General features: G+C 75.7%; 16 protein-coding genes. 9 read left to right on the forward strand and 7 right to left on the reverse strand.

Annotated elements, in window-relative coordinates; all coding sequences use genetic code 11:
• Positions 1 to 81 precede the first annotated feature (81 nt).
• Together O2W20_RS12100 and O2W20_RS12105 are read right to left on the reverse strand one after the other, a co-directional pair.
• The gene (locus O2W20_RS12100) at positions 82 to 993 is read right to left on the reverse strand and encodes a universal stress protein (RefSeq protein ID WP_269172373.1); all 912 of its coding nucleotides are present in this window, start codon (positions 991 to 993) and stop codon (positions 82 to 84) included.
• A 96-nt stretch (positions 994 to 1,089) separates the two neighbouring features.
• Positions 1,090 to 2,415 carry an alpha-hydroxy-acid oxidizing protein gene (locus O2W20_RS12105; protein ID WP_269172372.1) on the reverse strand — a complete coding sequence of 442 codons (1,326 nt, stop codon included), beginning with the start codon at positions 2,413 to 2,415 and terminating at the stop codon, positions 1,090 to 1,092.
• A 246-nt stretch (positions 2,416 to 2,661) separates the two neighbouring features.
• Here O2W20_RS12105 and O2W20_RS12110 point away from each other — a divergent pair, with 246 nt between their 5' ends.
• From O2W20_RS12110 to O2W20_RS12150, 9 genes are all read left to right on the forward strand, one after another.
• On the forward strand, positions 2,662 to 3,840 hold the full coding sequence (locus tag O2W20_RS12110; RefSeq protein ID WP_269172371.1) for a hypothetical protein: 1,179 nt from the start codon (positions 2,662 to 2,664) through the stop codon (positions 3,838 to 3,840).
• Between the two features lie 59 nt (positions 3,841 to 3,899).
• Entirely contained in the window at positions 3,900 to 4,415 is a 516-nt protein-coding gene (locus tag O2W20_RS12115) for a MarR family winged helix-turn-helix transcriptional regulator (protein ID WP_269172370.1), read from the forward strand.
• A 111-nt stretch (positions 4,416 to 4,526) separates the two neighbouring features.
• A complete protein-coding gene (locus O2W20_RS12120; protein WP_269172369.1) occupies positions 4,527 to 6,026 on the forward strand; it encodes an HAD-IIIA family hydrolase in 1,500 nt (499 codons plus the stop codon).
• The gene (locus tag O2W20_RS12125) at positions 6,023 to 7,024 is read left to right on the forward strand and encodes a glycosyltransferase family 9 protein (RefSeq protein WP_269172368.1); all 1,002 of its coding nucleotides are present in this window, start codon (positions 6,023 to 6,025) and stop codon (positions 7,022 to 7,024) included. The genes O2W20_RS12120 and O2W20_RS12125 overlap by 4 nt, the downstream gene beginning before the upstream one ends.
• A complete protein-coding gene (locus O2W20_RS12130) occupies positions 7,021 to 7,986 on the forward strand; it encodes a glycosyltransferase (protein ID WP_269172367.1) in 966 nt (321 codons plus the stop codon). The genes O2W20_RS12125 and O2W20_RS12130 overlap by 4 nt, the downstream gene beginning before the upstream one ends.
• The gene (locus O2W20_RS12135; protein ID WP_269172366.1) at positions 7,983 to 9,191 is read left to right on the forward strand and encodes a glycosyltransferase; all 1,209 of its coding nucleotides are present in this window, start codon (positions 7,983 to 7,985) and stop codon (positions 9,189 to 9,191) included. The genes O2W20_RS12130 and O2W20_RS12135 overlap by 4 nt, the downstream gene beginning before the upstream one ends.
• Positions 9,192 to 9,214: 23 nt before the next feature.
• Positions 9,215 to 9,883, forward strand: coding sequence for a D-sedoheptulose-7-phosphate isomerase (locus O2W20_RS12140; RefSeq protein ID WP_269172365.1), 669 nt, complete (start codon positions 9,215 to 9,217; stop codon positions 9,881 to 9,883).
• Positions 9,880 to 11,280: a D-glycero-beta-D-manno-heptose 1-phosphate adenylyltransferase gene (gene rfaE2, locus O2W20_RS12145; protein WP_269172364.1), complete on the forward strand. Its 1,401-nt coding sequence runs from the start codon at positions 9,880 to 9,882 to the stop codon at positions 11,278 to 11,280. Before O2W20_RS12140 ends, rfaE2 begins: the two co-directional genes overlap by 4 nt.
• A gap of 44 nt (positions 11,281 to 11,324) precedes the next feature.
• On the forward strand, positions 11,325 to 12,236 hold the full coding sequence (locus O2W20_RS12150; protein WP_269172363.1) for a glycosyltransferase family 9 protein: 912 nt from the start codon (positions 11,325 to 11,327) through the stop codon (positions 12,234 to 12,236).
• 28 nt (positions 12,237 to 12,264) lie between these two features.
• Here the strand turns inward: O2W20_RS12150 and O2W20_RS12155 are convergent, their stop codons facing one another.
• The 5 genes from O2W20_RS12155 to O2W20_RS12175 all read right to left on the reverse strand — a co-directional run bounded on the left by O2W20_RS12155 (position 12,265) and on the right by O2W20_RS12175 (position 18,790).
• On the reverse strand, positions 12,265 to 13,926 hold the full coding sequence (locus O2W20_RS12155) for a VWA domain-containing protein (protein ID WP_269172362.1): 1,662 nt from the start codon (positions 13,924 to 13,926) through the stop codon (positions 12,265 to 12,267).
• 169 nt (positions 13,927 to 14,095) lie between these two features.
• Positions 14,096 to 15,085: a UDP-glucuronic acid decarboxylase family protein gene (locus O2W20_RS12160; protein ID WP_269172361.1), complete on the reverse strand. Its 990-nt coding sequence runs from the start codon at positions 15,083 to 15,085 to the stop codon at positions 14,096 to 14,098.
• Positions 15,086 to 15,272: 187 nt separating this feature from the next.
• Positions 15,273 to 16,613: an ABC transporter substrate-binding protein gene (locus O2W20_RS12165; RefSeq protein WP_269172360.1), complete on the reverse strand. Its 1,341-nt coding sequence runs from the start codon at positions 16,611 to 16,613 to the stop codon at positions 15,273 to 15,275.
• A gap of 114 nt (positions 16,614 to 16,727) precedes the next feature.
• On the reverse strand, positions 16,728 to 17,903 hold the full coding sequence (locus O2W20_RS12170; RefSeq protein ID WP_269172359.1) for a branched-chain amino acid ABC transporter permease: 1,176 nt from the start codon (positions 17,901 to 17,903) through the stop codon (positions 16,728 to 16,730).
• Positions 17,904 to 17,905: 2 nt separating this feature from the next.
• Positions 17,906 to 18,790 carry a branched-chain amino acid ABC transporter permease gene (locus O2W20_RS12175; RefSeq protein ID WP_269172358.1) on the reverse strand — a complete coding sequence of 295 codons (885 nt, stop codon included), beginning with the start codon at positions 18,788 to 18,790 and terminating at the stop codon, positions 17,906 to 17,908.
• Positions 18,791 to 18,828 lie beyond the last annotated feature (38 nt).

Here is an 18,828-nt window from a genome sequence, read left to right on the forward strand (position 1 = left end):
GTCGGTCTCTCCAGCAGTGGAGAGCCACTCGTAGCCGGCTCCCCCGCCCGCAACAACTGTGACCCACGGCACAATCGAACGTCAAGGGGCGGACGGCGAGCCCTCGTCGCCACGCGGCACCACCAGCACCGGCACGGTGGCGGCGCGCAGGATCTTCGTCGCCGTCGAGCCGAGGAACACCCGTCCCGCCGGCCCGAGGCGCGAGGACCCGATGACCAGCACGTCGCCGGGCACCCAGGTCACGGCGGCCACCGCTCCCGCCCAGCCGGCGCCGCGGCCCTGCACGGTCTCCGGGACGGGCCCGGGCCCGGGCCAGTCCGCCACGACGTCGTCCAGCGAGCCCTGCACCTGACCGGCCCACTCCTCGCTGACCACCTGCTCCAGCGGGAGACCGGTCTCGGAGGGCAGCAGGGCGGCGCGTTCGGGCACGAAGGTCGCCAGCCGGACCGGCACGCCCCAGCGGCCGGCGAGGACGCGGGTCGCCGACAGCGCCTCGGTGGAGCGGGCTGCGTCGGCCCAGGTGCAGGTGAGCCGGGTGGGCTCCGCCGGCGCCGACCACGCCCGCGGGGCCAGCGCCAGGGGCACCGGCGAGCTGTGCAGCAGCGGCTCGGCGACCGAGCCCGCCGCGAACCGGCCCTCCGGCGCCTCGGTCGCGGCGCCGAGCACGAGCACCCGCGCCCGGTACCGGTGGGCCGCCTCCACCAGCCCGGCGGGCACCGAGGACGCCGGGACGACGGCGGTGCGGACGTCCTCGACGCCCGCCGCACGCAGCGCGGTGAGCGCCTCCGCGTGCCGGGTGGCGGTCAGGGCGGCTCGCCACTGCCGGTACTCGTGGTCGAGCCGGGAGACGGTCGCGTCCGGCGGGTCGAGCGGCACGACCGTCGTCACGACGACCGGGGAGCCCTCCGCACCGGCCAGCCCAGCGGCCAACCGCAGCGCGGCGTCGTCCCCGCCGCTGTGCTCGGCGGCCTCCAAGCCCAGCAGGACGGTCATCGGGCACCGGGCTGCGGGGAGGCGATCACGATCCGCACTGTGCCCCGCGAGCGCCGCCCTGACCACCCCGGGCGGTCATCTCGTCCCCGGCGGCGGTCAGGGGCGGCGGTGCAGGACCTCCCGGGAGAGCTGGTCGACGGCGGTGTGTCCGGTGAGCCCCAGGGTCAGGTCGAACTCGCCGAGCACGTCCTCGACCACCTGCCGGACGCCGTCCTCGCCGGCCACCCCCAGGCCCCAGGCGTAGGGCCGCCCCAGCAGCACCGCCCGGGCGCCCAGGGCGACGGCCACCAGCACGTCGGCGCCGCTGCGCACCCCGCTGTCGAACAGCACCGGCACCCGGTCGGCGACGGCGTCCACCACGTCGGGCAGGGCGTCCAGCGCGGCGATCGAGCGGTCGACCTGCCGCCCGCCGTGGGTGCTCACCACCACCCCGTCGACGCCCTCCTCGACCGCACGACGGGCGTCGTCGGGGTGCAGCACGCCCTTGAGCACGATCGGCAGCCGGGTTCGCTCGCGCAGCCAGGCCAGGTCGGCCCAGGTGATCGACGGGCGGGAGTAGATGCCGAGGAACACCTCCACGGCCGCCCGGGGGAGGGGCGAACGCAGCGCCTCGCGCATCGGCATGCCGGTGGCGCGCGACCAGGCGCGCGACATGCCCACCAGCGCTCGGACGGCGGCGGCGTTCGGCCGTGGCTGGGGGTGCCGCTGGGGTGGTGCGGGCGGGGGGCCGCTCTGCGCGCCGGCCGCAGCCGCCCGTTCCTCGACCAGCCGGCGGAACACCGGGTCGGAGGTGTACTGCGCGATGCCCTTGCCCAGCGCGAACGGCAGGTGGCCGAGGTCCAGGTCGCGCGGGCGCCAGCCGAGCATCGTGGTGTCCAGTGTGACGACGACGGCGTCGCAGCCGGTGGCCTCGGCGCGACCCAGCAGGCTCTCCACCAGCTCGTCGGAGGTTGACCAGTACAGCTGCATCCACCGCGGGCTGTCGCCCATCGCCGCTGCGGTGGTCTCCATCGGCACCGAGGCCTGGTTGGAGAAGACCATCGGCACCCCGACCGCCGCCGCGGCGCGGGCGACGGCGAGGTCGCCGTCGGGGTGCACCAGCTCGAGCGCACCGACCGGGCCGAGCAGCACGGGGGCGGGGAGCCAGCGTCCGAACAGCTCGACCGAGGTGTCGCGGCGGCTGACGTCGCGCAGCACCCGGGGCACCACCGACCAGTGGTCGAACGCCGCCCGGTCGGCGCGCTGGGTGGCCTCGTCGCCGGCGCCGCCGGCGACGTAGCCGTAGGCCCGGGCGTCCAGCCGGCGCTTCGCCTCCCGGGCCAGCGCCCGGTAGACGGTGGGCACCCGGGGGTGCCTGCCGTAGACGCCCGCCCGGTAGACCACGTCCTGCCGCCGCCGCCCGGTCCCTGCCGCTGAGGTCATCGGTCCACCGTAGTGACCGAGGTCTCCCCACTGGTCCCGAGACCGCCACCGGCGAGAGCCGGGGCCATGGACGGTCGGCGCACCGGTCGACACGCCCGTGACGACACGCCAGTGGGACGGAAGTGGTGGGTGTGGCGTACTCGCGGCTGGTCAGCGCCACGGGGCATGGTGGAGGCAGTTGCTGGGCAGGACGACTGCACGTCACAGAGCAGTCGTCCGCCGGGCGCTGGAGAACGGGGGACCACCGTGCCGCTGACGCGCCCGGTCGCCCGCCCGGCGCTGACCGCCGGCCTCGCCCTCGGCGCGCTCCTGGTCGCCGGGGTCGCCGCAGCCGGTCCGGCCGCCGCGCTGGAGGACCCACGGCGCCCGACCGCGACGGTCACCCACGGCCCCAGCTGCGGCCCGGCCGTCGTCCGGGTCCAGGTCACCAACGGCACCGAGCCGCACCGGGTCGCCCTGGTCTTCGACGGGGTCGAGCAGCAGGACGTCGCCGACCTCGACCCCGGCCAGCAGGCCGAGCTCGTCAGCGAGGACGTCGACTGGGGCGTCACCGTCGAGGTGTCGGTGACGGTCGCGGACCCGGACGGGACGGTGGAGCAGCCGCTGCACTTCCAGACCTACACCCGGCCGAGCGAGGAGGACTGCGAGGCGGTCATGCCGCCGCCCACCCCGGTGACCCCGACGCCGGATCCGTCGACGCCCGCGCCGGTCCCGCCGACGCCGACCGCCACCCCGGTGCCGTCGACGCCGCCTCCGTCGAGCTCCCCGCCCTCGCCCCCCGAGCCCTCGCCCCCCGAGCCGTCGAGCCCTGCGCCGTCCAGCCCGACGCCCCCTCCCGTGGCGTCCAGCCCGACGCCGTCCCCCGTGCCGTCCAGCACGACTCCGTGGCCCCGGGTCCCGTCCGCGCCGCTGCCCACCGCGTCGGACCCGGGCACGTCGGCACCCACGACCTCCAGCGGTGCGCCGTCGAGCACGTCCACGACGGAGCCCGACGTCGGGTCCGGCGGCCCGTCCCGTCCGAACGGTGACGCGACCTGGTCGCCGGTGGCGTCGGTGTCGCCGGGCGGAGTGGTGACCGTGCGGGCCAGCGGCTTCTTGCCCGGAGAGCCGGTCGACGTCCGCCTGGCCGGCGACGGGGAGCTGCTCGACACCGTCACCGCGGCGGCCGACGGCAGCGTCGAGGCGGTCGTCCAGATCCCGCGCGGTGTCGCGCTGGGCGCGGCCACGCTGGAGTTCGTCGGCGGCGAGTCCGCGGCGACCGCCGAAGTCGACCTGGAGGTGGCCGCCCGCGCCGCGCCGGTGACCGAGCAGAACGGTTCACCGGTGGTGCTCGCCGCCGGACTGGCCCTGCTCACCGCGGCCGGGTCGATCGGGCTGGTGGGTGTGCGCCGGTCGCGGAGCGGGCACTCCGGGGGGCGACGGTGAGCGGGCGGTCCGGGGGACGGCACCGGGACGAGCCCTGTGAAGGAGACGTGGACCGACCGATGGACCAGCCCGCGGACCGGCTGCACGACGGCGCACCACCCCGGGGGGTGCCCCGGGACGTGCGTGGCCTGGCCGCCGCCGGACCGAGCGCGCCGGAGACCTGGCTGCGGATCGTCCAGGTGCACGACCGGATCACCCGGCGGGTCGACTCGGCGCTGCACCGGCAGCACGGGTTGTCGCTCACCGGCTTCGAGGTGCTGCGCCGGGTGGCCGAGTCCCCGGCGGAGCACGCCTCGATGGGCGACCTGGCCGAGGCGGTCGGCCTCTCCCGGCCGGGGATCACCAGCACCGTCAACCGCCTCGTCGAGGAGGGGCTGGTCACCCGCGAGCGGCTGGACGGCGACCGGCGGCTGCTGCACGCCCGGCTGACCGACACCGGCCGGGACCGCGTCCGCGCGGCCATGTCCACCCACGACGACCTGGTGGCGCACCTGTTGACGATGCTCGGTGACGACGCCGCCGTGGTCACCGATGCGCTGGCCCGGGTGTCCTCCGCCACCCGCCGGCCGCGCTGAAGGGGGGATCCGCCGTCCACTGCCCGCCGGTCCGGCGCGGCTGCGGTGTACGCCCAGACAACTTAAAGCCCGTAGTGTTTCGGAGACGATCTTCCGGGCACGATTCCAGGCATGTCCGGTGCCCTCTGCAACTGCACGGTCGTCGTGCCGACGATCGGACGGCCGTCGCTGGGCGTCCTCCTCGACGCCCTGGCCGACGCCACCGGCCCGCGTCCGGCGGAGATCGTGCTGGTCGACGACCGGCCCAGCGGTGAACCGCTGCACCCCGAGCGGTCCGGGCTGCCCCCGGTCCGGGTGGTGCGCACCGGCGGCGGCGGGCCGGCGGTGGCCCGCAACCTGGGCTGGCGCACCGCGCGCACCGAGTGGATCGCCTTCCTGGACGACGACGTCGTCCCCGACCACGACTGGTACGCCCGGCTGGCCGAGGACCTCGCCGCCCTGCCCGCCGACGCGGCCGGCACCCAGGGCCGGGTGCGGGTCCCGCTGCCGGCCGACCGCCGCCCCACCGACTGGGAGCGCGGCACCGCGGGGCTGGCCACCAGCAGCTGGATCACCGCCGACCTGGCCTACCGTCGGTCCGCACTGGCCGCGGTCGGCGGGTTCGACGAGCGTTTCCCCCGGGCCTTCCGGGAGGACTCCGACCTGGCGCTGCGGGTCATGGACACCGGGTCGGCGCTGATCCGCGGCGAGCGGTGGATCACCCACCCGGTCCGGCCGACCGACCGCTGGGTGTCCGCCCGGGTGCAGGCCGGCAACGCCGACGACGTCCTCATGCGCCGGCTGCACGGGCCGACCTGGCGGGCGCGCGCGGACGCAGCCGTCGGCCGCCGTCCCCGCCACCTCGCCGTCACGGCGGCGGCGGTGGCCGCCCTCGGCCTGGCCGCCGCGGGACGGCCGCGCGCTGCGGCGCTCGCGGCGCTGGGCTGGGCCGCCGGCACCGCCGAGTTCGCCTGGGCGCGGATCGCCCCCGGGCCGCGGGACCGCGCCGAGGTCACCACCATGCTCGCCACCAGCGCGCTGATCCCGCCGCTGGCCAGCTGGCACTTCCTGCGCGGTGCGGTGCAGCACCGCACGGTGACGCCGTGGCGCGGCCTGCCCGACCTGGTGCTCTTCGACCGCGACGGCACGCTGGTGCACGACGTGCCCTACAACGGCGACCCGGCCCAGGTGCGCCCGGTCGACAGCGCCCGCGCGGCACTGGACTCACTCCGGGCCCGCGGCGTGCGGATCGGCCTGGTGACCAACCAGTCCGGCGTGGGCCGGGGGCTGATCACCCGGGCGCAGGCCGATGCGGTCAACGCCCGCGTCGCCGAGCTGCTCGGCCCCTTCGACACCGTCCAGGTGTGCCCGCACGCCCCCGAGGACGGCTGCGACTGCCGCAAGCCGGCTCCCGGCATGGTCAAGGCCGCCTGCGCCGAGCTCGACGCCGACCCCTCCCGCGTCGTGGTCATCGGTGACATCGGCGCCGACGTCGAGGCCGCCACCGCGGCCGGCGCCGCCTCGATCCTGGTGCCGACGACGGTCACGCGCCCCGCCGAGGTCACCGCCGCGGCACACCGGGCGCCCACCCTGGTCGAGGCAGTCGAGGACGTGCTGGCAGGCGCCTGGTGACGCGCACCGTCCTGGTCGCCCGGCTGGACAACGCCGGCGACGTGCTGCTGCAGGGCCCGCTGGTGCGGGCCGTGGCCGCCGGCGCCGACCGGGTGGTCTTCCTGGCCAGCCCGCAGGGCACGGCGGCGGCCGAGCTGCTGCCCGGCGTGGACGACGTGCTGACCTGGCACTGCCCGTGGATCGACGGCTCACCGCAGCCCGTGGACGCCGAGGACATCGCCGCGCTCGCCGACCGGGTCCGCGCCCTCGGCGTCGACGAGGCGGTGGTGAGCACGAGCTTCCACCAGTCGCCGCTGCCGCTGGCCCTGGTGCTGCGCACCGCCGGGGTGCGGCGGATCTCCGCGATCAGCGTCGACTACCCCGGTTCGCTGCTCGACGTCCGGCACCGGGTGGAGGACGACCTGCCGGAGCCGGAGCGGGCCCTCTCGCTGGCCCGCGCCGCCGGCTTCGAGCTGCCGGCCGGGGACGACGGGCTGCTCGCCGTGCGCCGTCCGTTGCCGGCGACCGGCCGGGAGCCGGGCTACGTCGTCCTGCACCCCGGCGCCTCAGTGCCCGCGCGGGCCTGGCCGGCCGAGCGCTGCGCGGAGGCGGTCGAGGCGCTCACCGGCGCCGGCTGGCGGGTGCTGGTCACCGGCGGGCCTGGGGAGCGCGCGCTGACCGCGGCGGTCGCCGGCCGGCGGGGCACCGACCTCGGCGGGTCCACGACGCTGGCCGAGATGGCCGCGCTGCTCGACGGTGCGGCCGCCGTCGTCGTCGGCAACACCGGCCCGGCGCACCTGGCCGCCGCCGTCGGCACGCCCGTCGTCTCCCTCTTCTCCCCGGTCGTCCCGGCCGTGCGGTGGGCGCCCTACGGCGTGCCCACCGTGCTGCTCGGCGACCAGTCCGCCCCCTGCCGCGACACCCGGGCCCGCGAGTGTCCGGTGCCCGGTCATCCCTGTCTGACGTCGGTGAGCCCAGCCGACGTCGTCGCCGCCGTCGACAAGGTGGTCGCCCCATGAAGGTCCTGCTCTGGCACGTGCACGGCTCCTGGACGACGTCGTTCGTCCAGGGCGCCCACGACTACCTGCTCCCCGTGACCCCCGATCGCGGCCCCGACGGCCTCGGCCGCGCCCGCACCTGGGCGTGGCCGGCGTCGGCCCGCGAGGTGACCCCCGACCAGCTGCGCGGCGAGGACGTCGACGTCGTGGTGCTGCAGCGCACCCGCGACCTCGAGCTCGTCCGCGAGTGGCTCGGCCGCGAGCCCGGGCGCGACCTCCCGGCCGTCTTCCTCGAGCACAACGCCCCCGACGGGGCGGTGCCGAACACCCGGCACCCGCTGGCCGACCAGCGCGAGATCCCGATCGCCCACGTCACCTTCTTCAACCAGCTCTTCTACGACAACGGCAGCGCCCCGACGACCGTCATCGAGCACGGCATCGTCGACCCGGGCGAGCGGTACACCGGCGAGCTGGCCTGCGCCGGCGTGGTGGTCAACGAGCCGGTCCGCCGGGGCCGGTACACCGGCGGCGACCTGTTGCCGCTGCTGTCCGCGGCCGCGCCGCTGGACGTGTTCGGCATGGGCCTGGCCGGGCTGCACGAGCGCTACGGGCTGGATCCCGACCGGGTGGGCCTGTACGACGACCCGCCGCAGGCCGCCATGCACGACGAGCTCGCCCGCCGCCGGGTCTACGTGCACCCGGTGCGCTGGACCTCCCTGGGGCTGTCGCTGCTGGAGGCGATGCACCTGGGCATGCCGGTCGTCGGGCTGGCCACCACCGAGGCCGTCGAGGCGGTGCCGCCCGACGCCGGGGTGCTCTCCACCCGGCCCGAGCGGCTGGCCGAGGCGGTCCGGCACTTCGTCGCCGAGCCGGACGCCGCGCGGCTGGCCGGCAAGGCCGCCCGCGCCGCGGCGCTGGAGCGGTACGGGCTGGACCGGTTCCTGGCCGACTGGGACGCGCTGCTCGCGGAGGTGACCCGATGAGGATCGACCTGGTGAGCGAGCACGCCTCGCCGCTGGCCGCGATCGGCGGCGTCGACGCCGGCGGGCAGAACGTGCACGTGGCGGCGCTCGCCGCCGGCCTGGCCCAGCGCGGGCACCAGGTCACCGTGCACACCCGCCGGGACGACGCCGCGTTGCCCGACCGGGTCACGACGGCCGACGGCTACGACGTCGCGCACGTCGCCGCCGGGCCGGCCCGGGTCGTGCCCAAGGACGAGCTGCTCCAGCACATGGCGACCTTCGCCGACGTGCTGCGCGCCGAGTGGTCACAGACCCGGCCGGACGTCGTGCACGCGCACTTCTGGATGAGCGGCTTGGCCTCGGTGCAGGCCGCGTCCGGCCTGGGCATCCCGGTGCTGCAGACCTTCCACGCCCTCGGCTCGGTCAAGCGCCGGCACCAGGGCGACGCCGACACGTCCCCCGAACAGCGGATCGACCTGGAACGCGGGCTGTGCGCCGACGTCGACCACGTGGTCGCCACCTGCAGCGACGAGGTGTTCGAGCTGCGCCGGCTCGGGCTCTCCAGCGACCGGGTGTCGATCGTGCCGTGCGGGGTGGACACCGACGTCTTCACCCCGAGCGGCCCGGTCGCCCCGCACGCCGGCCACCCGCGGCTGCTCGTGCTGGGTCGGCTGGTCGAGCGCAAGGGCCAGGAGGACGCCGTCCGGGCGCTGGCCGCGGTCCCCGACGCGGAGCTGGTCGTCGTGGGCGGCCCGCCGACCGACGAGCTCGACACCGACCCGGAGGTCGGCCGGCTGCGGGCGATCGCCGCCGAGCTCGGCGTCGGCGACCGGCTGGTCTTCACCGGCGCGGTGTCCCGGGCCGACGTGCCCGGCTGGATCCGCTCGGCCGACGTCGTCCTGGCGGTGCCCTGGTACGAGCCCTTCGGCATCACCCCGCTGGAGGCGATGGCCTGCGGCCGGCCGGTCGTGGCCACCGCCGTCGGCGGGCTGGTCGACACCGTCGCCGACGGCGTGACCGGCGACCTCGTCCCACCCCGTGACCCCGACGCCCTCGGGCAGGCGCTGGCCGCCCTGCTCGCCGACGACGAGCGGCGGGTCGCCTACGGCGCCGCCGGCGTCACCCGCGCCCGGACCCGCTACCGCTGGTCCCGGGTCGTCGCCGACACCGACGCCGTGTACCGACAGGTGGTCTCCGCCCGGACCCCGGTGGAGGCCGCCCGATGAACCCCCGCGCTGGAAGGACCGTCATGAGCACCGCCCCCTCCGCCGACCGCGAGGTCGTCTCGCCCGACACCTGCACGCACCTCACCGGGCGCGACCACGTCGCCTCGCTGAGCACCGCATTGCGCGGCCTCGACGAGCAGATCGAGACGCTGGACCGCTGGGGCCGGCTGCTCGCCGACGTGCTGACCGGGCCGGCCCGGGGCCGGCTGCTGGCCGCCGGGAACGGCGGCAGCGCGGCGCAGGCACAGCACCTCACCGCCGAGCTGGTCGGCCGCTACCGCGCCGACCGCCCGCCGTTCTCCGCGATCTGCCTGACCGCCGAGACCTCGTCGCTGACGGCGATCGCCAACGACTACCCGGCCGACGAGCTGTTCGCCCGGCAGGTCGAGGCCCACGGCCGGGACGGCGACGTGCTGGTGCTGCTGTCGACCAGCGGCCGCAGCCCCAACGCGGTCGCCGCGGCCCGCCGCGCCCGCGAGTGCGGGATCACCGTGCTGGCGATGACCGGGCCCGCGCCCAACCCGCTGGCCGCCGTCGCCGACGAGACGGTCGCCATCGACTCGCCGTGGACCGCGACGGTGCAGGAGTGCCACCTGGTCGCGCTGCACCTGCTGTGCGCCGCCTTCGACGCCGCCGTGCTCGCCGACTCACCCCGGATCTCCACCCGCAACCACGTCGAGGTGGTCTCGTGACCCGCGCGCCCTCCCGGCCGATCGTCGTGGTCGGTGACGCCCTGCTGGACGTCGACCTGGTCGGGACGGCGACCCGGCTGACCCCCGACGCCCCGGTGCCGGTGGTCGAGGACGTCGAGACCCGCGAACGCCCGGGCGGGGCCGCGCTGGCCGCCGTGCTCGCCGCGCGGTCCGCCGGTGGCCGGGAGGTCGTGCTGGTCACCCCGCTCGCCGACGACGAGGGCGCCGCCCGGCTGCGGGCCCTGCTCGACGGCCGGGTCCGGCTGATCGAGATCCCGGCCAGCAGCGCCACCCCGGTCAAGCAGCGGATCCGGGTCGGTGACCACTCCGTCGCCCGGCTGGACAGCGGGGGAGCGGTCGCCACCTTCGGCGCGCTGCCCGCCGCCGCCGCGACGGCGATCGGGGACGCCGCCGCCGTGCTGGTCGCCGACTACGGCCGCGGCACGACGTCGGCCCCCGACGTGCGGGCCGCGCTCTCCGCCGCCTCGGGCCCGGTGGTCTGGGACCCGCACCCGCGCGGCGCGGAGCCGGTGCCCTCGGCCCGGCTGGTCACCCCCAACGGTGCCGAGGCGACCCGGGCGGCCGGACTCGACGTGACCGGCGAGGGGCTCGCCGCGGTCGGCGCCCGGGCCCAGGCGCTCATCGCGCACTGGGGGGTCGGCGCCGTCGCGATCACCCTCGGTGCCCGCGGCGCACTGCTCTCCTACGGCGAGGGCGCGCCGATGGTCGTCCCCGCCACCCCGGTCACCGGCGGGGACCCGTGCGGCGCCGGCGACGCCTTCGCCGCCGCGGTGACCGTGGCGCTGGCCGGTGGCGCGGTCACCGGTGAGGCGGTCACCGCGGCGGTCGCCGCGGCCGGGACGTTCGTCGCCCGCGGCGGGGCCACCGCCTGGGACGCCGAGCCGGCCGTCGCGGACCCCGTCCCCGACACCGACGAGCCCGGCCCGGCGCCCCGGCTGGCGGCCGTGCTGGACCGGGTGCGCGCGGCCGGCGGCACCGTCGTGGCCACCGGGGGCTGCTTCGACCTGCTGCACGCCGGGCACGTCGCCACGCTGCAGGCCGCCCGCGGGCTCGGCGACTGCCTGGTGGTCTGCATCAACTCCGACGACTCGGTGCGCCGGCTCAAGGGCCCGACCCGCCCGCTGGTCACCGCGGCCGACCGGGCGCGGGTGCTGGAGGCGCTGGAGTTCGTGGACGCCGTCGTCGTCTTCGACGAGGAGACCCCGGCGCAGGTGCTCGAGCAGGTGCGCCCGGACGTCTGGGCCAAGGGCGGCGACTACGCCGGCGCGGACCTCCCGGAGGCCGCGGTGCTGCAGACGTGGGGCGGGCAGGCCGTCGTCCTGCCCTACCTGGACGGCCACTCGACCACCGCCCTGGTCGAGCGCTCCCGGGTATGAACTCACCCTCGAGGGGCCATAATCGCGATTTTGGCCCTTCTGCGGTGGTGCTGCGGCCGCTGGGGCTGGGGGACCTGCTCACCGGGGTGCCGGCGATCCGGGGCATCCGGGCCGCGGTGCCCGACCACCGGCTGGTGCTGGCCACCACCCGGGCGCTGAAGCCGCTGGCCGCGCTGATCGACGCCGTCGACGAGGTGCTGCCGGCCGTCGAGCTGGAGCCGCTGGACTGGGCCGGCCCGCCGCCGGAGCTCGCCGTCGACCTGCACGGCAAGGGCCCGGCCTCGCACGTCGTCGTGGCCGGGCTGCGCCCGCAGCGGCTGCTGACCTTCGACAGCCCCGGCTACCCGGGGCCGACCTGGCACGCCGACGAGCACGAGGTGCGCCGCTGGTGCCGGCTGGTCTCCGAGGGCCTGGGCGTCGACTGCGACCCGGACGCCCTGGACCTCGCCGTCCCGGACGTCGAGCCGCCGGTGCGCGACGTCGCGGTCGTGCACCCAGGAGCGGCGTTCCCGGGCCGGCGTTGGCCGGCAGAACGGTTCGCCGCCGTGGCCCGGCACCTGGTCGCGGCTGGGCTGCAGGTCGCGATCACCGGCGGCCCGGCCGAGCGGGAACTGGCCCTCGCCGTGGCCGCGCAGGCCGGGCTGGGCCCGGAGTCCGTGTTGGCCGGCCGGACGACGTCCCTGGAGCTGGCCGCCGTGGTCGCCGCCGCCCGGGTGGTGGTCTGCGGGGACACCGGGGTGGGCCACCTGGCGACCGCCTACCGCCGTCCGTCCGTGGTGCTCTTCGGCCCGGTGTCACCGGCGCTGTGGGGGCCACCGCCCCGCGCTCAGCACGTCGTCTGCTGGCACGGCGACGGCACCGGCGACCCCTGGGGGACGACGCTGGACCCCGCCCTCGCCCGGGTCACCGTCGACGAGGTCACTGCAGCCCTCGACGCCCTCCTCGCCCGCACCTGACCGGGCCCCTCCTGCAGAGGGCCCTTCGTCAGCCGCGGCGGCGGATGGCGTCGAACAGCACGCCCTGCAGGTCCTCGGGGTCCAGTGCCTGGTAGGCCGCACCGCCGGTCGCCTCGCCGATCTGCTCCAGCGCCTCGAGGTCGGCGTCGGGGCCGAGCGCGATCCCGATGACCTTGACCGGTCGATCCGGGTCGGCCTCGGCGCGGAGGGTGTCCAGCAGGACGGGCAGGTCGGTGCCCGCCGCGTCGTCGTCGTCGGTCCCGTCGGTGATCAGCACGACGCTGTTCACCGAGTTCGGGTCGTAGGCCTCCTGGGCGGCACGCACGGCGGCGAGCGTCGTGTCGTACAGGCCCGTGCCGCCGGGCGCCAGCAGGTTCGGCAGGGTGTCGAACTGCTGGTCGATCAGCTCCCGGTGGGTCTGGCCGCCGACGTCGGTGCCGAAGGTGCGCAGCGGGGCCAGCTCGACCCAGTCGCGCTCGCCGTCGAGCTGGTAGGCGAAGGCCCAGACCCCGCCGGAGTAGGAGTCCGGCAGCAGGGTGAGCGCGCTCTTGGTGGCGTCCCGGGCGAGCGTGGCGCGGGTGCCGTCGCCGGCCGGGGCGTTCATGGAGGTGGAGACGTCGATGACGGTGAGCAGCCGGGACGGGGTGGCCAGGCTGGACAGCCGGCCGAGCAGGCCCTGCACCGCGGCGGCGTCCAGCTCCAGCGGCTCCGGCGCCTCCTCCTGCACACCGGTGCCGGGGCCGGCGCCCTCGGGAGCGGTGCCGGCGGCGTCGCGGAAGCCGGCCGCCCGGGCCTGCTCGCCGGCCGAGGCGGCGGTCAGCGCGTCGACCACGGCGTCCACAGCCGCGGAGTCCTCCTCGGCGGAGGGCAGCCGCAGCACCGGGTAGTCCAGGGACGGGGAGCCCTCGCGCGGGTAGATCGCGACGAGGGAGTCGGAGCCGGCGGCGCGGTTGGCGGCCAGCACCTCCTGCTCGCTGACCGGCACCAGCGGTGCATCGGCCCCGTTCTCGGTGCCGGTGGCCAGCGCGTCGGCGACAGTGGGCACGTCGCCCCGCCCGGCGGCCAGCACGGCCTCGACCACGGCGTTGTCGGCGTCCTCCCCACCGCCGAGCGACTGCCGGACGGCGGCCAGCACGGACAGCCCCTCGGCGCTGGCGGCCAGATCGGGCACGGCCAGCGCCCGGCCGGTGGTCAGGGCCTCGCCCCAGCTGGGTGCGTTGCTGGTCCAGCCCAGCTCGTCGGCGGCGGCCCGGCTGGTGGCGAGCACCAGCGGTGAGGTGGCCAGCGACCCGGCCACCTCGAGGTCGGCGCTGCTGGCGCGGGCGGCCCACAGCGAGGAGTCGGGCACCCACACCTGGGGGAGTGCGTCGGCGCCGAGGGAGCCCAGGGCGGCCAGGGTCTGCAGCGGCTCGGTGGCCTCGACGTCGGCCACGGCGCACGCGTCACCGCTGAGCGGCAGCGGCTCGGCCAGCAGCTCCCGGACCAGCGTGCCGAGCTCCGGGGCCACGGTCACGCGGACCGTCTCGGGCTCGTCGCAACCGGCGGCCTCCGCCGTCCCGGCGTCCGGGCCGGTGGCCCACCAGGTGACGCCGGCGATCAGGGCCAGGGCGACCACGACCGCGAGCCCGGTGAGCAGGGCTGGTCGGCTGGCCGTCCCGGAACGGGCGGGAGTACGGGCGTGCCGCCCCATCTGGGTTCTCCGTCGTGTCTGGTGCTGTGCAGGTGCCCTGCGGACGCCGCGGGGCCGACGCGGGCATCGCGTCGTCCCGGACTCTACCCAGTTCCGGCCGACAGACGGTCGGCGTCCGAGCCCTCAGCGTTCGGCCGATCACCCTCCGTCGCGGCCCCGGCGGGGTCGCTCAGCCGGCCTGGGCCGCAGCGTCGCGCTGGGCGGCGAACCAGGCCACCGTGCGCCGGAGCCCCTCCTCAGAGGGCACGCTGGGGTGCCAGCCGAGCACCTCGGCGGCCAGGGCGGTGTCCGGCCGGCGCACCTTGGGGTCGTCGACGGGGAGGTCGATGAAACCGACCTCGGACTCCGACCCGGTGAGCCGGACGATCCAGCGGGCCAGCTCCAGCATCGACAGCTCGTCGGGGTTGCCGATGTTCATCGGGCCGGTCGCGGAGCTGAAGGCCAGCGCCAGGATGCCGCGCACCGTGTCGTCCACGTAGCAGATGGACCGGGTCTGGGAGCCGTCACCGGCCACGGTCAGCGGCCGCCCGGAGAGCGCCTGGCCGACGAACGCGGGGATGGCCCGGCCGTCGTCGGCGCGCATCCGGGGGCCGTAGGTGTTGAAGATCCGCACGATCGCGGTGTCGATGCCCTGCGAGGTGCGGTAGGCGGTGGTGAGCGCCTCGCTGAACCGCTTCGCCTCGTCGTAGACCCCGCGCGGGCCCACCGGGTTGACGTTGCCCCAGTAGTCCTCGCGCTGGGGGTGCTGGAGCGGGTCGCCGTAGACCTCCGACGTGGAGGCCAGCAGGTACCGGGCGCCCTTCTCCTTGGCGAGGCCCAGCGTGTGCAGCGTGCCCAGGCTGCCGACCTTGAGGGTCTCGATCGGCATCTTCAGGTAGTCCAGCGGGCTGGCCGGGGAGGCGAAGTGCAGCACCAGGTCGACCGGCCCCGGCACGTGCACGTAGTCGGTGACGTCGCAGCGGACCAGCCGGAAGCCGGGGTGCTCCATCAGGTGCAGCACGTTCTGCGGGGAGCCGGTCAGGAAGTTGTCCAGGCAGACCACCTCGACGCCCCGGTCGAGCAGCTGCTCGCACAGGTGCGAGCCCAGGAAACCGGCACCGCCGGTCACCACCGCCCGGCGGATGTCCCGCGTGCTCCGCACCGCTCCCTGCACCGCCATCTGCCGCTCCTGTTCTGCCGAGCCCACGCCGTGCCCGGCGGGTCTGCGCGGCCCTACCCGGAGATCAACTCGACGACACTTCGCCGTCGAAGCGTCTTGGTGCCGAACGGCCGACGGGCCGCCGGCCTCCCGTGGGGGGAGACCGACGGCCCGTCGGTGGGACCCGTCCGCTGGACGGGGTCCTGGATCAGTCCATCACCGACTCCTCGTTCGGGATGCCGTTCTCCGGGACCTCGGCCGGCTCACCCTCGTAGGGCTCGATCTCCGCGCCGCCGATGTCGGTCAGCTGCACCGGCTCGACCTCCTCGGTGGTGTCGCCGGTGACCCGGCTGATCGACATGCCGGCGGTGCCCATGTGGCTGTCCTCGGAGTAGCGGAACGGTGCGAGCACCGGGCCCTCCCAGTCGCCACCGGCGATCTCGATGGCCTCGACCAGACCGTCGCGCGTCGGGTTCTGGCCGGCCGCCTGCAGGGCCTGCACCGTGGTGTAGGCCTGCGCCATGCCGTAGATCCGGTAGTTGGTCAGCTCACCCTCGCCGCCGCACTCGTCCCAGATGCGCTGGAACTCCTGCACCCACGGGTTGTCCGGCTCGTCGACCGTCGGCAGGTAGTCGGTGGTCAGCGCGCCGTCGAGCAGGCTGGCGTCGCTCACCTGGCCCTGCGAGAAGTTGTTCAGCAGGCTGCCGACCAGCGTCGGGTCCGACCCCACGTTGGAGTAGAACCACTGCGGGTCGTAGCCCAGCTGCAGGGCGGTGAGCTGGGACAGCGCGGTGTAGCTGGGCACGTTGAAGCCGACGACGAAGTCGGCCCCGGCGGCCTGCAGGGCGGCGATCTGCGGCCCGACGTTGGTGTTGCCCGGCGTGTAGCGCTCGGCGGCCACGATCTGGTCGTCGATGTACTCCCGGATGCCGGCCTCGCCGTCCTCGCCGAAGTCGTCGTCCTGGAGGAAGAGCCCGACCTTCGCGTCCGGGAAGTTCTCGGCGATGTACTGGCCGATGATCTTCCCCTCGCTCTCGTAGTCGGTCTGCCAGCCGAACGTGTACGGGTTGGTCTCCGGGTCCTCTCCCCACAGCAGCGAACCGGAGGAGACGAACAGGTCGGGCACGCCCTCGCTGTTCAGGAAGTCCAGGACGGCGCTGTGCGTCGGGGTGCCGAGACCGCCGACGATGGCGAAGACCTCGTCCTCGAGGACCAGCTGGTTGACCACCTGGCTGGTGTTCGTCGGGTTGTAGGCGTCGTCCCGGTAGATGTACTCGATCGTCCGGCCGTTCACCCCGCCCTGCTGGTTGAGGCACTCGAAGTACGCCTGCGCGCCGGTCGGGATCTCGCTGTAGCCGGGCGCGGCCACCCCGGTGAGGGGGAAGTGGGCGCCGAGCTTGATCGAGTCCTCGGTGATGCCGATGTCGGAGGCCTCGTTGGCGCTGGCGTCGCCACCGCCACCGCCACCGCCGCCGTCCCCGCCGCCGTCATCGCTCCCACCGCAGGCGGCGAGGGTCGAGGCGGCGGTGGCTGCGGCGATGACGGTCATGAGACGTCGAGAGGATCTGGACAACGGTTCTCCTCTGGTGCTGCCCGGGCTTCGTTGCCCGGGGGTGTGTGGGGGGTCGCGGGGGCCGGGATCGGCGGTCAGGTCGGGTCGTCCTCACCCCCTGCTCGGCTGGGCGGCCGACCGCTTCGCCTGGCGGGTGAGCCAGCGCATGCGGAGGGTGCCGACGAAGCCGGCGGGGGCGAAGATCATCGCGACGATGAGCACCACGCCGTAGACGAAGGGGGCCAGCTGGGCGGCCTCGGTGTTGTCCAGGCCCCACCCGGCACCCAGGTCGGTGACGAACGGCGGCAGGAAGACCAGCAGCGCCGAGCCGAGCAGGGCGCCGAGCAGGCTGCCGAGCCCGCCGATCACGATCGCCGTGAGCAGGGCCAGGGAGAGGACCAGCGTGAAGCCGCTGGGGGCGGCCAGCCGGACGACGAGGGCCAGCACGCCGCCGGCCAGCCCGGCGGCCGCTGCGCTCACCACGAAGGCGAGCACCCGCCACGCGCCGAGGTTGATGCCGGCGAGCTCGGCGGCGACCTCCTGGTCACGCACCGCGCGCCAGGTGCGGCCGATCCGGCTGCGGATCAGGTTGGCCAGCAGGAAGTAGGTGATCAGCAGGCAGATGGCGCCGAGGTAGGCCAGCCACTTGGTGTTGGTCGCGGAGTTGCCCGAGACGGCGCTGATGAAGGACCCGAAGGCCTCCGGGGCCCGGGGGGCTCGCACCCGCATGCCCTGCTCGCCGCCGAGGACGTCGTGGAAGTAGATCGCCAGGCCGGGCAGGCCGACGGCCAGGGCGAGCGTGGCGCCGGCCAGGTACGGGCCGTGCAGCCGGGCGGCCGCCACCCCGACCAGGGCACCGACGGCGGTGGCCGTCACGATCGCGGCCAGCAGGATCAGCGGCAGCGGCAGCGGCTCGTCGGCGGAGAGGAACAGTGCGGTGGTGTACGCGCCCACCGCCATCAGGGCGCCGTGCCCCAGCGAGATCTGGCCGTTCATCCCGGTCAGCACGGTCAGCCCGCCGGCCGCGATGGCGTAGTAGGTCAGCGTTGCCAGCTGGGAGTTGGTGAACGGGTCGGTGATCTCCAGCAGCACCACCGCGCCCACGGCCGCGAGCAGCAGCACCAGCAGGTGCCGCAGCAGCGTCGACTGGGGGAGCAGGCTGCGCCGCCGGGTGGCGGTGGGCTGGTCGGCGCCGGCGGTCGCCTCGGTGGGGGCCTCCTCCGCGGCCTTGCCGCCGGCCCGGGTGCCCTCGGCGGTCGTGTTCGTGGGGCTCTGCAGGTCGCTCATCGTCATGCCCTCCGGGCCGTGCTGCTGGCGAACAGGCCACCGGGCCGCACGAGCAGCACGACCATGAGGATGACCAGGGCGGCGACGTTGACCAGGGCGCTGCCCCGCTCGACGTAGCCGCTGACGTAGCTGAGAGCCAGGCCCAGGATCAGCCCGCCGACGATGGCGCCGATGGGGGAGTCCAGGCCGCCGAGCACGGCGGCGACGAAACCGAAGACGATCAGGCTGTCCATGTAGGCGGGGTAGACGAACTCCCCGCCGGCGATCAGCAGCCCGGCCAGCGAGCCGACGACGGCCGCGAGCGCCCAGCCCAGGGTGAGCATCCGGCCGACCCGCACGCCGAGCAGCCGGGCGACCTCCTGGCCGAACGCCGAGGCGCGCATGGCCAGGCCGATCCGGGTGAACCGGAACAGCACCACCAGCAGCGCCATGGTGACCAGCACCGCGGAGATCACCCAGACGCTGTTCGGGGTGAGGGCGATCCGGTTGTCGCCGACCTGGAAGCCCTCCAGGCCGAACGGGGTCGGGAAGGACTGGAACGCCGAGCCGAAGACGATCGCGATCGCGGCCTGGATGGCCACGAAGAGGCCCAGGGTGACGATGACCGCGTTGAGCTCCGGCCCGCCCTCCACGGGCCGGATGACGACCCGCTCGACGAGGGCGCCCAGCAGCAGCCCGGAGAGCAGGGCGACGATCAGCGCGACCCAGTACGACTGCCCGGCCTGGATCAGCGCGAGGGCGATGAACGTCGTCGCCGCCGCCATCGAGCCCTGCGCGAAGTTCACGATCCGGGTGGACCGCCAGATCAGCACCAGGGCGAGGGCGAAGGCCGAGTAGACCATTCCCTCGGTCAGCCCGGTGAGGGTGACGTTCACGAAGTACTGCACGGAGGAGGTGCCTTCCTGGCGGTGCGGAGGGAGCTCGG

The organism is Modestobacter sp. VKM Ac-2982, from assembly GCF_026967935.1.
Taxonomy (GTDB): Bacteria; Actinomycetota; Actinomycetes; order Mycobacteriales; family Geodermatophilaceae; genus Modestobacter.

Bases quoted from the DNA above. Each gene is read 5' to 3' on its own strand.
- O2W20_RS12100 (WP_269172373.1), bottom strand. From the start codon at position 993: ATGACCGTCCTGCTGGGCTTGGAGGCCGCCGAGCACAGCGGCGGGGAC.
- O2W20_RS12105 (WP_269172372.1), bottom strand. From the start codon at position 2,415: ATGACCTCAGCGGCAGGGACCGGGCGGCGGCGGCAGGACGTGGTCTAC.
- O2W20_RS12115 (WP_269172370.1), top strand. From the start codon at position 3,900: ATGGACCAGCCCGCGGACCGGCTGCACGACGGCGCACCACCCCGGGGG.
- O2W20_RS12120 (WP_269172369.1), top strand. From the start codon at position 4,527: ATGTCCGGTGCCCTCTGCAACTGCACGGTCGTCGTGCCGACGATCGGA.
- O2W20_RS12130 (WP_269172367.1), top strand. From the start codon at position 7,021: ATGAAGGTCCTGCTCTGGCACGTGCACGGCTCCTGGACGACGTCGTTC.
- O2W20_RS12135 (WP_269172366.1), top strand. From the start codon at position 7,983: ATGAGGATCGACCTGGTGAGCGAGCACGCCTCGCCGCTGGCCGCGATC.
- O2W20_RS12140 (WP_269172365.1), top strand. From the start codon at position 9,215: ATGAGCACCGCCCCCTCCGCCGACCGCGAGGTCGTCTCGCCCGACACC.
- O2W20_RS12155 (WP_269172362.1), bottom strand. From the start codon at position 13,926: ATGGGGCGGCACGCCCGTACTCCCGCCCGTTCCGGGACGGCCAGCCGA.
- O2W20_RS12160 (WP_269172361.1), bottom strand. From the start codon at position 15,085: ATGGCGGTGCAGGGAGCGGTGCGGAGCACGCGGGACATCCGCCGGGCG.
- O2W20_RS12165 (WP_269172360.1), bottom strand. From the start codon at position 16,613: ATGACCGTCATCGCCGCAGCCACCGCCGCCTCGACCCTCGCCGCCTGC.
- O2W20_RS12170 (WP_269172359.1), bottom strand. From the start codon at position 17,903: ATGAGCGACCTGCAGAGCCCCACGAACACGACCGCCGAGGGCACCCGG.